Here is a 13444-nt window from a genome sequence, read left to right as displayed (position 1 = left end):
TCACAAAAAGTAACGTGATTGTTAAAAACCATACCTAAATATAACATTAAATATTATTCATGTCGTTAAATTTTTGTGACATAAATCATTGCATGCTTATTTCTTTACTTCAAGTGTTAAATTTTAAATTTTTTTTGATCTCAAAACTCAACACCAGCACTAATAATTAGTCATTTTTTTTACATTATTAAACGATTTTCAATAATAAACCGCCTAATTTTGAACAATAGTCATTAAATTTATCTTTTAATGACTAACTACTAAATAGCTTAGCTCAACACAGAAATTTAACAAATATTCATCAATTGATAATTGATTTAGATCATTTTTATACTGGAATTCTATTTTTACTGAATATAAATTCGGTTTTGCCGAGTAGTTGATTTTTACTTAACACTATTAGAATAAATATGGTGACTGACTGAAATGAAAACAGGAGGGAGATGTTTCATCCATGAAACATAAATACCAATTCTATTTCTTTATACGCTTAGCTAGAACAACAAATAGCATAGAGAACGCAACACACGCCACCATAGAGCCAACCATTGGCCATGCTGACTTAGCAGGGATCATCGATAACAACGTCCCAACCAACGCTCCTATTGAAAAACGGATCGTTCCCGCCAAAGATGAAACGGTACCTGCTATATGTGGATAATTGTCTAAAATCACCGCCATTGCATTGGATGTGATCATCGCAATACCACTGACATAAATAGCAACACCTAAGACCAATGCCCAAAAGCCAACGCCTAGTGCCGTCGTCACTAACAACCAAATTCCCATGGTAAATTGGACAATAATACCTAAATAAAGCAAACGCTCTGCACCAAATCGCCTTACATAACGACCATTAAACGTGGTCATAATAAATAAGAAAATAATATTAATGCCAAAGAAGTAGCCAAAGTCCTGTGGGGATACCCCATTTAGGTCGATATAAACAAATGGACCCGCGTTTAAAAATGAAAACATGCCTGCGAATGAAAATGAGCTGGCTAAGATATAAAACAACACCTGCTTGGCACGAAATAAGGTTGCAAATTGCCTTAACGTGGTCCCTAAATGAAAAGGTTGGCGTTTTTCAACGGGAAGCGTCTCTCGAATAAATAAACTGACTAAAACAACCGCAATCACCGCCGCGATACTAATGCTCCAGAAGATAGCGTGCCATGAGAACCAACGCATCATTTCACCGCCTAAAATAGGCGCTAATAAAGGAGCAATGGTCATCACTAATACCACGAAAGACATACTGCGTGAAAATTCATCACGCGTGAACATATCTCGCATTAAAGCGTTGATCACCACACTTGCCGCAGCAGCTGCAAATCCATGTAAAAAACGAAACCAAATCAAGGACTCGATTGACTCAGTTAACGCGCACGCCGCCGAAGCAATTGCAAACACAATAACGCCACCTAAGATGACAGGTTTGCGACCGATGCTATCAGCCATTGGACCATAAAATAGCTGGCCAATAGCAAAACCAAAAATATAGCTATTCAGTGTCATTTGGATGCGGCCTTCATCGACACCGAAATACTCACCCATAGCAAGGAAGCTTGGCAGATACATATCAATAGCTAATGGCATCAGCATTGATAATAAACCAAGTATTAATATCAACCCTAAATAGGATGATTTTTGTTGTTGCACTCGTTAGACTCCTATACCTTACTACATAGCGATATCAGCTACATACGACTTACCCTTACGCTATATTTAGCGTGGTACTGCAATACTGTTAATTTCTTCAGCAGTCAATTCACGGTATTCACCCGGAGAAAGCTGTGGATCTAACCAAATTTCCCCTATTCTTTCACGGTGAAGACCACATACATGGTTACCAACCGCTGCAAACATACGTTTTACTTGGTGATAGCGCCCTTCGCTGATTGTCAGTCGTACTTCTTTTGGGGTGATAATTTCTAATTGAGCAGGTTTAGTCGGATATTTTTCCCCATTTAGCATCACACCTGTCTCGAACCGTTGTGCAACGTCATCAGCAATATCATTTTCTAATTCAACGCGATATGTTTTCTCACAATGATGCTTAGGTGAAGTAATTCGGTGTGACCACTGCCCATCATCGGTAAGTAATACCAATCCTGTGGTGTCAATATCAAGGCGTCCCGCTGAATGTAATTTATCAGCCAATGGTTCATCAATAAAATAGAGAATGGTCGGGTGCGTTGGGTCATCTGTTGAGCAAATATAGCCTTGCGGCTTATGCAACATAAAATAACGAGGACCTGTGACATGCGTTAACACCACTCCATCATAAGCTACCGATTGTTCAGAACTCACTTGTAATGATCCCGATTTAACTATTTCGTCGTCAACAGTCACTTTCCCTGCGCGTAGCTCACGCGCCACTAGACTCCGGCTGATCCCTAATTGCTGGGACAAAAACTTATCCAGTCGCATAAATTCTCTTAATTTGATGGAATAGCAACTTGGTGTATATGCCATCCAAGCTGTTAGAAATAAAATTGAAAGGTTATTGTGATTATGTTCACATCTTTTATTATATCAATAACGAACTATAAGTGATAGCGTCACACAGCTAAGTCCTGTTTTTAGCTCAACTCGTTGTGTTAACTTAAATTTTACATTTAGCTATGCTCTATTTTTAAATAATACTGAATAATATGCCTTTCCAACTTCGTCCATACCAACAAGAAGCTGTCGATTCAACAATACGCTATTTTCGTCAGCATCGTGATCCTGCGGTTATTGTCCTTCCCACTGGTGCGGGAAAAAGTTTAGTCATCGCTGAACTTGCACGACTAGCACGAGGTCGTGTGCTGGTTTTAGCTCACGTCAAAGAACTTGTTGAGCAAAATCATGCTAAGTACCTTGCCTATGGCCTTGAAGCCGATATTTTTGCTGCTGGGTTAAATCGTAAAGAGTCACACAATAAAGTTGTCTTTGGCAGTGTACAATCTGTTGCTCGTAATCTTGATAACTTTAATGATAACTTTTCACTGGTCATCATTGATGAATGTCATCGTATTAGCGTGAATGAAAAAAGCCAATATCAACAAGTTATCAATCGATTAAGTCAATACAATTCAACCTTAAAAGTACTTGGTTTAACGGCAACACCCTATCGCCTCGGATCAGGTTGGATATACCAATACCATTATCATGGAATGGTTAAAGGCGATGACTCATGCTTTTTTCGTGAGTGTATTTATGAGTTACCATTACATTACATGATCAAAAATCATTTTTTAGTTCCTCCTGAGCGTCTTGACATGCCAGTTCTACAGTATGATTTTAGCCAAGTGTCACTCAGTTCATCCGGTATTTTTAATCAGCATGAATTAAACCTATCAATTAAAAAACAAAAACGTATTACCCCAACAATTGTCGCGCAAATTGTTGAGTATGCTTTACCGCGCCAAGGTTGCATGATTTTCGCCGCAACAGTTGAACATGCGAAGGAAATTTTAGGTTATTTGCCTCAAGAAACAGCCGCTTTAGTCACGGCAGATACCCCTGCTGCTGAACGTGAAGCGATTATTCAGCAATTTAAAAATAAACAATTGCACTTTTTAGTTAACGTTTCTGTGCTTACCACTGGTTTTGATGCGCCGCATGTCGATGTGATCGCTATTTTACGTCCAACTGAATCCGTCAGTTTATATCAACAGATTGTTGGTCGAGGGCTACGCCTTTCGCCTAATAAACATGAATGTTTGATTTTAGATTATGCAGGCAATCCACATGATTTGTTTCGCCCTGAAGTCGGCTCCAGCAAACCAAATTCGAGTAGTGTCCCCGTTCAGGTTTTTTGTCCTCTTTGTCAATTTGCCAATACTTTCTGGGGTAAATGCACTGAAGATGGTCATATCATTGAGCACTATGGCCGTCGATGCCAAGGCTGGGAGGAAAACGAACGTGGCGAAAAACAACAATGTGAGTTTCGTTTTCGTTTTAAACAATGTCCACATTGCGGTGCAGAAAATGATATCGCCGCACGTCGCTGCCAAAAATGTGATGAAGTGTTATCCGATCCTGATGATATGTTGAAGGCAGCATTAAAACTCAAAGATGCATTAATCATACGCTGTGGTGGCATGGCACTAACAACTGGGACTGATAATAAAGGTGAATGGTTGAAAATTAGCTATTATGATGAAGATGGTACCTCTGTTTCAGAACGTTTTCGCTTACATACTCCAGCCCAACGACGTGCTTTTGAACACCATTTTTTACGTGAACACTTGCGAGCCCCCGGTGTTCCGTTTAAATGGACAACAGCTAATGACATCATTACGCAACAAGTTGTATTACGTTACCCACAATTTATTGTCGCAAGAAAAAAAGAGAGCTATTGGGAGATCCGTCAAAAAATATTCGATTATCAAGGGCGCTTTCGCGTCGCTGACCAACTCTATTCGTAAGAGCGATTGACTTTTGATGTCCCTGATTTCGAATTAAGGGTATGTTCTCTTAACCTAGCAATAAAATGAGTAAAACGTGCTGTCATTCAATCTATAGTACAAGATCCAATCACAATGTTTCACGCAAATAATCATGTTCTAAATTTATTAAGGCATAAATCTATCTTTTACACCGTTTCTTAGCCGCTTTTGCACCGTAAAAATTCGCAGTCCCTAATATTGGTTAGATTATGATTGCTGTAACCACGGTTTTTAGTTAAAATGCTGCCCGCTTCAGTGTTTTCGCAATAGCGACTTTATGTCACGAAGCCAAATATCGAACCTGCTGCTGGGTCGCCTGTAGCAGGATTTTATTTTTTCTTGTATAGAGAAATAGTAATGTTAACTATCAATGCAATTGCACGTACAGAGCAGGGTAAGGGTGCGAGCCGCCGCCTGCGCAGAGCTAACCAGTTCCCAGCTATCGTTTACGGTGGTAATCAAGAGCCTATCTCTGTAACTCTGAACCACGATGAAGTCATTAACCAAGAAGGTAAAGCAGAATTTTACGAAGTTCTGAACCTGGTTATCGATGGTAAAGAAACTAAAGTCAAAGTTCAGGCAGTTCAACGTCACCCGTTCAAGCCAAAAGTGACGCACATTGACTTCCTGCGCGTTTAATTAAAGCCACAAGCCGAGCTTTAGAAATTTTCGGGACGCCGAGTAAATAACGCCGCAATTGCGGCGTTATTTATTTCTAGTAACATATTACTTGCTGCGACGTTGCAGTTGATCGCGTAAGTTAGGTGGAGTGCCTCGAATTGTCAAAGTATCCGTCACCGGATCCCAAAAAATACGCTCCCCCATTAACATCGCATCAAAACTTATCGTGATCCCACCACCACTGCCCGAAAACTTCGTCAGTTGCTTCAGTGTTCCCCTATCGGCCGGAAAACTTTCCTCAAGTTGATAATCATTTTGACGCGCGAAGTCACCGAAAGACTGTTCTTCAACAATAGGAAGTTCTTTAGATAGCGCTTGCAGCTCAATTTCCTCACCTGACTGCAATTGCTCTGTACAGTAATTATGCACTTGTTGGCGATAAGCTTGGCGGGTATTTTTATCCATTTGCGCATTATCACAAAAGTCATCTAACGCTTGCACTAAACCTTTATTTTGTACTTTAGCGTTTAATCCTTCCGATGCTGCCAAGAAATCCATAAAGAAATCAGAAACTTTACGCCCTACTCGCCCTTTTAAAAAAGTAAGATAACGCGATGATTCAGGATTGGTTTCCCACTCAGTCAAATCGATACGTGCCACGATATCAGCATGAGGGATATCAAGGTAATGCGTGGTCGATAGGTCAAGATTGTCGGTAACAAACATGCTGTCACAACTACTTAAAACAGCAATCAATAAATACTCAACCGCCAGATAACGATATTGGCAAAATAGAACCACGCCCCCTTCTGCGAAAGGATATTTAGCAAGTTCATCTTTTAAACGTACAGTCATCGCACGACTGAAGCCAAGGAATTCTTCTTCACCTTTGCGTAATAATCTCAGCGCATCTGCCAATTCGCTTTCTTCATTGAACTCACCAAAAGCTTTACTTTTAGCGCTGTATACACGGTGTAATTCTGCCATCATGTCTTGCACAACGTTATCGGTTGACAATAAAGAGTCGCGCAGCATCACTTCAAGTGTCTGTTCATCGCGTTTAATCAACTGATGTAAAGCTATCTGAGAAATTTCCAGACTCATTGTAGGCTCCTTGTTCAAGCAGAAATATTATCGCGCGTATTCAAACACTGATGCTATTTATCTGCAACCTAAACCGTCATTTATGCACATTTTTACACACTAACAATGAACTAATACTCACTCAAATAATCTTAATAATCATGATCCTCACTTAAATATAAATTTCTTGCGAAGAATGAAGAAAAAGATCCCGCTATACGCTATCATAGGTGAGCTTTTAATAATTTAGGATGTTAGAATTTATGCCACAGTCATCTCGCTATAGTGATGAAAAAGTTGAAACTTTGCTCGCTGAGCTTGTCAGCGTGTTAGAAAAAAACCATACTCCAGTAGATCTTTCACTAATGGTGTTGGGGAACATGGTCACCAATCTACTTAATACATCTGTCGCACCAGCGCAACGTAAAATGATTGCCGACTCTTTTGCCAACGCGTTACTGTCTTCTGTCAAAGAAGATCAGTCTCACTAATCGATTAACGAAATAAACAGTATGGTCACCCATCAGCGCTACCGTGATAAAGTCTCCCAAATGATAAGTTGGGGGCACTGGTTTGCACTTTTTAATATCCTGCTCAGCCTAGGGCTAAGTAGTAGCTATCTGTTTATTTTTGATTGGCCCGACACGCTCGCCGGGCGCATTTTTGCCTTCGTCAGTTGGATTGGTCATTTTAGTTTTGTCGTTTTTGCCTGCTACTTACTGATTGTTTTTCCACTGACCTTTATTGTTATGTCTCAGCGGCTGCTGAGGCTTATTTGTGTTGCGCTCGCCACCGCGGGTACAACCTTATTAATCTTTGATATTCGAGTCTTTAGCCAATTTGGTTTACACCTGACGCCACAGGTTTGGGATCTAGTGATCAACCCTGAAAAAGGGGAGATGGCACGCGAGTGGCAATTGATGTTTATCGCGATCCCTATCATCTTTCTTATTCAAATGCTTTTTGCAACTTGGAGTTGGCAAAAGCTACGCAGTTTGAATAGACAAACCTTTGGTAAACCACTCGCAGGGCTATTTATTGCCACCTTTGTGATGTCGCACCTTATGTATGCATGGTCTGATGCTAATTTCTATCGCCCTATTACCATGCAACGTTATAATTACCCGCTATCACAACCAATGACGGCTCGAAAACTGCTGGATAGATATGGCTTATTAGACTTATCTGAACATCAAAACCGTGTCTTCCAGCAAGGTAGCCCTACCGCTTTAAAACTTCAGTATCCATTGAAACCGCTTAGCTATTATGATCAAGGCATGGGTTATAATTTACTACTAGTCGTGGTTGATAACTTGGGTGATAAAACCCAACAAAATAACATGTCATCGCTAAAAGCGTTTAAAGAGATGAGTACTGACTTTACCAACCACTACACCACAGGTTTACGTAACGATAGCGCCCTATTCGGCCTATTTTATGGTATTTCAGCCAGTTATTTCGATAATATCCTTAATGAACGTCATGCTTCTGTACTGATTGAAGCATTGCAGCATCAAGGGTATCAATTTGGCCTCTTCTCAACAGATGGCTTTAATTCTCCATTATTCCGCCAAGCCATTTTAGCGGATTACTCATTACCAACCAAAGCGGCTGATAGTGATACACAAACCATCACACAATGGAGCGCATGGTTAAGCGGGTTGAAGAGTGAGTCACCTTGGTTCTCCTTCTTAAATATCAAAGGACAACCCGGCAGTAAACAAACCAATGACCAAATCAACCAAATTGTTGAAACATTGATCCGTGATGGTCGCTTGAAAAATACCATTGTAGTTATCACTGCAAATTATAATGGCGAGTCTGAAGCTGATGATTGGTTTAGCGGTAAGCAGTTTGATCGTAAAAAGATGCAAGTTCCTTTGTTTATCTATTGGCCGAATACCCCTAGCCAGGAAATTGATAAACTCACTAGCCATCAAGATGTACTAACAACCATCATGCAACGTTTACTGCATGTGTCCAATTCACCTGACGATTATAGCCAAGGGGAAGACTTGTTCAGTCCTGACCGCAAGTACCCTTGGGTCATTACAGGCAGCAATAACGATGTGGTGATCACGACAAATGATGCAACGCTCTATATGGACAAAAATGGCCAATTTAGCATCTATGATTTGCAAGGCAATGAAGTTAAAAATCAAAAACCTGATCTTGCTCAGTTACTGAAAATTTTTACCGAACTAAAGCGGTTTAATGAAAATTAACGCTTAAAAATCAATCAGTCGAGCAAGTGAAGCCTTGCTTTCATAAGCAAAATGAGTAGTATAAATCAAAGTTCGGCATGTAGCGCAGCTTGGTAGCGCACCGTCATGGGGTGTCGGGGGTCGTAGGTTCAAATCCTATCATGCCGACCAATTTTTTATAGAGAAACCAACCTGTTAGGGTTGGTTTTTTTGTGGGTAAAATTTGAGGTGGGTAAAAGTCGGGTTGGATTACGCTGATTTTGCCTTTCTTTTAGAGCTCATATTAGGCCCCGCGCAGAAATATAGATTAGTGTACAAGCCTATTATGATTCATGAGTAAGTTATAAAGGAAACGCACTCAGATTAAATCAACATTAACCATGCTTAATCAAATGGTGTTTCTGATTGGCATAATGAAAAATAGAAATGAAGTGATACTATTATTCTATTAATAGAAAAATAGTATATTAAGTAAGTTCAATATAATATTTCAGCATACTCAGGTTACTGGATCGCTTTGGTGGCCGGTGCTTCACAATATTTAGTCCATAGACCATCCACTTGGGCTTCTGTCAACAATTCATCTATCCCATCAATAACAGGTATAGAAATATTAATGGCACCATCGGGTCGAGTATATGTTTTGACAATAAAACGCTTATCTTCTGTTTTCCTTGAAAAATCATAATGTCGTGAAACAAATCCACAAACGTAGCCAACCTCTCCACCATTATGTGAGATTTTATTAAAATGGTAACTTACATCCTTAAATGTTTCTAATTTAGGATTTTCTAAATAACCTAATACTGTACGTTCAACACGTTCAATCATGTTGATGTCATCTTTATAATTTAATGTCATACCAAATAAAAAAGCAGAACCAAGAAGAAATAAAGCAATAATGACATAAAATATTTTATTCATAAAAAGACGATCTAAATAACTCACTAATAAAAAATTCACAAAACGAGGCTATAAAATAGTTTCGCTAGTATAACAATTTATTTGAAAACTACCTCAATTTTTAGCAATATAATCTATTGTATTAACCATCAGTTATTGATTAATTGAAGTTTATATATAGCAAAAATGTAACTTTATCCAGTATATCCCATCAATAAGAGCACCAGTAAATTCTCTACAACATCACTTCAACCATTTGATATAATAAAATTATTTTGTTCATGTTAAGGAATGCATCATGTTACGTTACATCTTTCGAATAGTTCATCTTTTTCATCATGCATTTCATTCAAGGCCTCGCTTTATTATTTCTTTATTTGTTGCAGTTGCGACTTTTGTTGCATTACTTCCCTACCAAAATACCATGATGTGCTTAATTCTAAGCTGGAACGCATTTGCTTGGATCTATTTATTATTTCTTTTTGCTCGCATAATTAATCGTAAAACTAAGAACATTCGAGAAATCACTAAAGTCGAAGATGAAAGTGCTCGTATGGTGATTTTTTTCCTCGTTGCTGGTTGTTGTGTCAGTTTACTGGTACTATTTTTTGCATTAGGTGGACATGGCGACTTTCCGAAAACCGATAAATTTGTGCCCTATGCACTCACCGCTTCTACACTCATTTCTTCATGGCTATTACTCCCTGCGGGCTTTACGATGCATTATGCGCACCTATACTATAGTAATGAAAATCAGCAACAACCATGGCTACGTTTTCCTGATGAGATCCTTGCCCCAACATATTCGGACTTTATGTATTTTTCTTTTACCATTGCTGTAGCATCGCAAACTGCTGATGTGGAAATCGCCTCAAGCCCGATGCGCCGAGCAGTATTACTTCAGTCCGTTATTTCATTTGTATTTAATATGGCAATATTAGGGTTATGTATCAATATTTCAGCGAGTTTCTTTTAGACTAATTAGGTAAAAATGACAGCAGAATTCACAAATTGGATCACAGAATATGGTTATTGGGCTACCTTTTTTGGTGCCATGATAGAAGGTGAGACCGCCGCTTTTCTATCTGGCGTTGCTGCTCATAACCAATTACTTTATTACCCTTGGGTGATGTTATTTGCCGCTTTAGGGGGCATAGTCAGTGATAATGTTTTATTTTACGTTGGTTACTTTGCTGGCTCTCAGATCTTACCTAAATTTCACCGTCATCAGAAAAAAATCAATCGTGTCCAACAATTGATCCGTCAACATGAAAATTTCATTATTATCGCTATTCGCTTTGCTTATGGCTTGAGAACTGTGGGCCCAATCATTATCGGAGCGAGTAAAGTTAATCCATTTAAATTTTTTATATTAAATATTTTGGGAGGAGCCTTATGGGGGGTCATTATTGTTTCTTGCGGATATTTTATTAGTTCAGCGATACTCGCCTTACCGATACACTCTTCTTTAACGTGGTTTTTACTTATCATTATTGCCGTAGTTCTCTTTATTTTTTTACGACGTCAATGGAAAAAATAGAAGCTCAACCCCTTATATGCTAAAGCTTCTATCTGATGATCAGTTTAAAGTGGTTTACGTACACTTAATAGAAACAACATTGGCCGTTCTTGCTCTTCTTCAAGTAACGGATTTTCTGCAATTTGCGCAGCTGTAGGCCCCCACTCATCTATTTCAATGATTTCAAAACCAGTTTTAACCAACATATTTATCCAACTGGATAACTTACGATGCTGTTTTATTACCCCTTCCGCAAACCAGTCCATCCTTCTATCACCTTCTATCTGATATTGATTTACAGGCCATGATTTATATCCTTCATTGTCAACACACCAACCTTGATGGATAGCCGCAGTAAAAATAGGATGTTCAGCAGAAAATACAAACTGGCCGCCAGGTTTAAGTGACTGGAAAACAGTTGAAATTAAAGATGAAATATTTACGATATAATGTAGTGTCAGCGAGCTATATACTAAATCAAATTGTTGTTTAGCTAACGAAAGTGTTTCTAAATCGGCTTGTTGATAAACTATATTATCATCTTGAGTAAGCTCGATCGCTCTTGCTAACATTTTACTGGATAAATCAAGTCCAGTAACCGATTTTGCCTGTTGCACACCCGCCCATCGGCAAAACCACCCATAGCCACAACCAAGGTCAAGCACGTTTTTAGCTGAAAGAGAGGGGAGTAATTGTTGCATTTTTTCCCACTCTGGCGCACCTGCTAAGCCATGAATAGAGCGAGGTAACGTTGCATAACCGGCAAAGAACTGTGGATTATCATAAATATTTTGTGACATGGTTAACTCCCTCGTTTATATGGAGTTATTATATGAATAAGTATAATTAATCATCAACTGCGTTTTTAGATACGCTATTCTCTTACTTGCGTTCATCTTGTTGATTTTTATCTTCTGCTGGGAAACCAGTAAAATAGATACCAATAATGGTGATTAACCATCCTACCTTTTTACTATTAAGAACTTGGTTAAATAGATTCATAACAGCCCCAATAAATTTATTTTTATCCTATGCACACTATCATTATTCATCATACTCAAATATTCTATTTAGCTATATTTACACAAATTTCAGTCTTTGTTGGCTGATATCGCGTTACTTTATCAATAGGAACTTGTTTTGAATCACTTCCGCCTTGCAACTCCACAAGATATTGATGGCTTAATTGAGATTGACAGTATAAAAACCCACGAACGTGCACTAAAAATTGCTCAGTGGGTAGCAGATAAAAATTGTTATTTAATTGAACAAGAAACACAAATTTATGCTTATGCTGTTTTGCATTATCACTTTTTTGATTTTGGATTTATTGAGATGTTGATGGTGAGCAAGCAATTTCGGCGTCTTGGTTTAGGCGTTGAGCTGATTAATCAGCTCAAACTCATTTGCACAACTAGCAAACTATTTACCTCCACTAATCAATCTAATACAGCTATGCAAGCCTTGTTAAATCATACACAATTTTTAGCTAGTGGAGTCATTGAAAACCTTGATGACGATGATCCTGAATTAATTTATGTCTGCAAATTAATAGATTAATTCACCAATAGACCGATTATTATTGCTATAGCAATGCAGGATCCATCACCACATCGGCAAGTTTTTGATTAAATTGTTGGTAAACTTGCCAATCAATAGTGGTTGGAAAGCTCAAAACCTCTAATTGATGTGGTGCAAACTCGGTATGGTAACTTGGATGAAAATGCTGATACTCATTTTGCTTAAAACCACAGTGCTGATAAAAACGTAATCTTTTTCGGCTTATTTCATCTATAACAGGGTCGATTTCTAAAATAATATTGTTCACTTGCTTACTCAGGAGTTGCAATATTTTTTGCCCATATCCATTACCTCGTAGATTAGAAGATATGGCAAAGTGCTCAACATAATAAAAATCATTAATTTTCCAGCACTCAACAAAACCTATAAATACCTCGTTCTCAGTAAAATAGTATAAATAATAATCTTGATGATTAAGGATCAATTGCCGCCCTTGAAAACTTCTTTTTTCATAAGCTGGAAATGCTGAATCATAGAGGTGATTGATATTGGCTATTTCTAACGTATCTTTACTACTCAGTCTTTTTACTATCAACATTACGTGCTAAACCCATTCTTATTTCGTTAAATAATGATGGTTAGCATACCCAAACCCAATCAGCTAGCAACTGGTTTTTTTTAATCTCATCAACAAGCCAATATCTTAACTTACTGTTTTTAATTAAATAAATTAACAGCCCCTCCATTATATTTTAGATGCCTTTCAAATTATAAAAAATATTATCATCCAGATATTGACTTTATCCCTCACTCAATTTAAAAATACTGTATATCAATACAGTATTGAGTTGAGGTGAATATGTTACGCATTGAAATTTTATTTGATAAAAATGCACCACAAAAACCAAGTGATGTGATGCTGCAAGCTCTAGAGGCTGAAGTCGCACGGAAGCTTAGTCCGCAATATCCCGATATGGTCACTCGCGTTGGTTTTAGTTCAGGTCAACGCATTAATATTTCAGGAACTAAATTAGCGCAAGATAAAGTTCGCATTGAAGAAATATTAGAAGAAATTTGGATGGATGATGGCTGGATCCCTGAACAAAATCCAGAGGAATAGCCCACACATTCAATACCAATGAAAGGAATGTGAG

General features: G+C 38.3%; 14 protein-coding genes and 1 tRNA gene. 9 read left to right on the top strand and 6 right to left on the bottom strand.

All coding sequences use genetic code 11. The annotated features are described in order from the left end of the window. Nucleotides 1-474 precede the first annotated feature (474 nt). Entirely contained in the window at nt 475-1605 is a 1131-nt protein-coding gene (locus JI723_RS08580; RefSeq protein WP_233445649.1) for a Bcr/CflA family multidrug efflux MFS transporter, read from the bottom strand. A 123-nt stretch (nt 1606-1728) separates the two neighbouring features. Beyond that, a complete protein-coding gene (gene rsuA, locus JI723_RS08575; RefSeq protein ID WP_070927894.1) occupies nt 1729-2433 on the bottom strand; it encodes a 16S rRNA pseudouridine(516) synthase RsuA in 705 nt (234 codons plus the stop codon). Nucleotides 2434-2657: 224 nt separating this feature from the next. Between rsuA and radD the strand changes: the two genes are divergently transcribed. Both radD and rplY read left to right on the top strand, forming a co-directional pair. After that, nucleotides 2658-4418: a DNA repair helicase RadD gene (gene radD / locus JI723_RS08570; RefSeq protein ID WP_272579998.1), complete on the top strand. Its 1761-nt coding sequence runs from the start codon at nt 2658-2660 to the stop codon at nt 4416-4418. A gap of 378 nt (nt 4419-4796) precedes the next feature. After that, a complete protein-coding gene (rplY, locus tag JI723_RS08565) occupies nt 4797-5078 on the top strand; it encodes a 50S ribosomal protein L25 (RefSeq protein WP_070927890.1) in 282 nt (93 codons plus the stop codon). A gap of 87 nt (nt 5079-5165) precedes the next feature. On the opposite strand, the gene yejK is transcribed toward rplY, so the two are convergent. Beyond that, the gene (yejK, locus tag JI723_RS08560) at nt 5166-6164 is read right to left on the bottom strand and encodes a nucleoid-associated protein YejK (RefSeq protein WP_272579997.1); all 999 of its coding nucleotides are present in this window, start codon (nt 6162-6164) and stop codon (nt 5166-5168) included. A 242-nt stretch (nt 6165-6406) separates the two neighbouring features. Here yejK and JI723_RS08555 point away from each other — a divergent pair, with 242 nt between their 5' ends. The 3 genes from JI723_RS08555 (at nt 6407) to JI723_RS08545 (ending at nt 8518) form a co-directional block, all read left to right on the top strand. Then, complete coding sequence (locus JI723_RS08555; RefSeq protein ID WP_070927927.1) at nt 6407-6634, top strand: YejL family protein; 228 nt, start codon at nt 6407-6409, stop codon at nt 6632-6634. Nucleotides 6635-6655: 21 nt separating this feature from the next. Then, nucleotides 6656-8368 (top strand): LPS biosynthesis-modulating metalloenzyme YejM, encoded by a 1713-nt coding sequence (gene yejM, locus JI723_RS08550; protein WP_272579996.1) that lies wholly within the window; start codon nt 6656-6658, stop codon nt 8366-8368. 73 nt (nt 8369-8441) lie between these two features. Continuing rightward, nucleotides 8442-8518: transfer RNA gene (locus tag JI723_RS08545), tRNA-Pro, on the top strand. A gap of 333 nt (nt 8519-8851) precedes the next feature. Here JI723_RS08545 and JI723_RS08540 read toward each other — a convergent pair. Next, nucleotides 8852-9271, bottom strand: a complete 420-nt coding sequence (locus JI723_RS08540; protein WP_272579995.1) for a hypothetical protein — start codon at nt 9269-9271, stop codon at nt 8852-8854. 277 nt (nt 9272-9548) lie between these two features. Between JI723_RS08540 and JI723_RS08535 the strand changes: the two genes are divergently transcribed. After that, the gene (locus JI723_RS08535; RefSeq protein ID WP_070927881.1) at nt 9549-10226 is read left to right on the top strand and encodes a DUF1345 domain-containing protein; all 678 of its coding nucleotides are present in this window, start codon (nt 9549-9551) and stop codon (nt 10224-10226) included. A 15-nt stretch (nt 10227-10241) separates the two neighbouring features. Continuing rightward, nucleotides 10242-10790 (top strand): DedA family protein, encoded by a 549-nt coding sequence (locus JI723_RS08530; protein WP_319066556.1) that lies wholly within the window; start codon nt 10242-10244, stop codon nt 10788-10790. A 44-nt stretch (nt 10791-10834) separates the two neighbouring features. Here JI723_RS08530 and JI723_RS08525 read toward each other — a convergent pair whose 3' ends face one another. Next, the gene (locus JI723_RS08525) at nt 10835-11569 is read right to left on the bottom strand and encodes a class I SAM-dependent methyltransferase (protein ID WP_272579993.1); all 735 of its coding nucleotides are present in this window, start codon (nt 11567-11569) and stop codon (nt 10835-10837) included. Nucleotides 11570-11909: 340 nt separating this feature from the next. Between JI723_RS08525 and JI723_RS08520 the strand changes: the two genes are divergently transcribed. Further along, nucleotides 11910-12329, top strand: coding sequence for a GNAT family N-acetyltransferase (locus JI723_RS08520; RefSeq protein ID WP_070927877.1), 420 nt, complete (start codon nt 11910-11912; stop codon nt 12327-12329). Nucleotides 12330-12354: 25 nt separating this feature from the next. Here JI723_RS08520 and JI723_RS08515 read toward each other — a convergent pair whose 3' ends face one another. Continuing rightward, the gene (locus JI723_RS08515) at nt 12355-12888 is read right to left on the bottom strand and encodes a GNAT family N-acetyltransferase (RefSeq protein ID WP_140178509.1); all 534 of its coding nucleotides are present in this window, start codon (nt 12886-12888) and stop codon (nt 12355-12357) included. A 261-nt stretch (nt 12889-13149) separates the two neighbouring features. Here JI723_RS08515 and JI723_RS08510 point away from each other — a divergent pair, with 261 nt between their 5' ends. Continuing rightward, nucleotides 13150-13410, top strand: a complete 261-nt coding sequence (locus JI723_RS08510; RefSeq protein ID WP_070927874.1) for a DinI-like family protein — start codon at nt 13150-13152, stop codon at nt 13408-13410. The last annotated feature ends 34 nt before the right edge of the window (nt 13411-13444 follow it).

The organism is Providencia manganoxydans, from assembly GCF_016618195.1.
In the GTDB taxonomy this organism is placed as follows: Bacteria; Pseudomonadota; Gammaproteobacteria; order Enterobacterales; family Enterobacteriaceae; genus Providencia; species Providencia manganoxydans.
This window is presented reverse-complemented; position numbering and strand designations above follow the sequence as displayed.

Coding starts and splice junctions, on each gene's coding strand:
- JI723_RS08530 (WP_319066556.1), top strand. CDS start 10,242: ATGACAGCAGAATTCACAAATTGGATCACAGAATATGGTTATTGGGCT.
- JI723_RS08555 (WP_070927927.1), top strand. CDS start 6,407: ATGCCACAGTCATCTCGCTATAGTGATGAAAAAGTTGAAACTTTGCTC.
- yejK (WP_272579997.1), bottom strand. CDS start 6,164: ATGAGTCTGGAAATTTCTCAGATAGCTTTACATCAGTTGATTAAACGC.
- JI723_RS08525 (WP_272579993.1), bottom strand. CDS start 11,569: ATGTCACAAAATATTTATGATAATCCACAGTTCTTTGCCGGTTATGCA.
- rsuA (WP_070927894.1), bottom strand. CDS start 2,433: ATGCGACTGGATAAGTTTTTGTCCCAGCAATTAGGGATCAGCCGGAGT.
- JI723_RS08535 (WP_070927881.1), top strand. CDS start 9,549: ATGTTACGTTACATCTTTCGAATAGTTCATCTTTTTCATCATGCATTT.
- yejM (WP_272579996.1), top strand. CDS start 6,656: ATGGTCACCCATCAGCGCTACCGTGATAAAGTCTCCCAAATGATAAGT.
- JI723_RS08515 (WP_140178509.1), bottom strand. CDS start 12,888: ATGTTGATAGTAAAAAGACTGAGTAGTAAAGATACGTTAGAAATAGCC.
- radD (WP_272579998.1), top strand. CDS start 2,658: ATGCCTTTCCAACTTCGTCCATACCAACAAGAAGCTGTCGATTCAACA.
- JI723_RS08510 (WP_070927874.1), top strand. CDS start 13,150: ATGTTACGCATTGAAATTTTATTTGATAAAAATGCACCACAAAAACCA.
- rplY (WP_070927890.1), top strand. CDS start 4,797: ATGTTAACTATCAATGCAATTGCACGTACAGAGCAGGGTAAGGGTGCG.
- JI723_RS08580 (WP_233445649.1), bottom strand. CDS start 1,605: ATGCTGATGCCATTAGCTATTGATATGTATCTGCCAAGCTTCCTTGCT.
- JI723_RS08540 (WP_272579995.1), bottom strand. CDS start 9,271: ATGAATAAAATATTTTATGTCATTATTGCTTTATTTCTTCTTGGTTCT.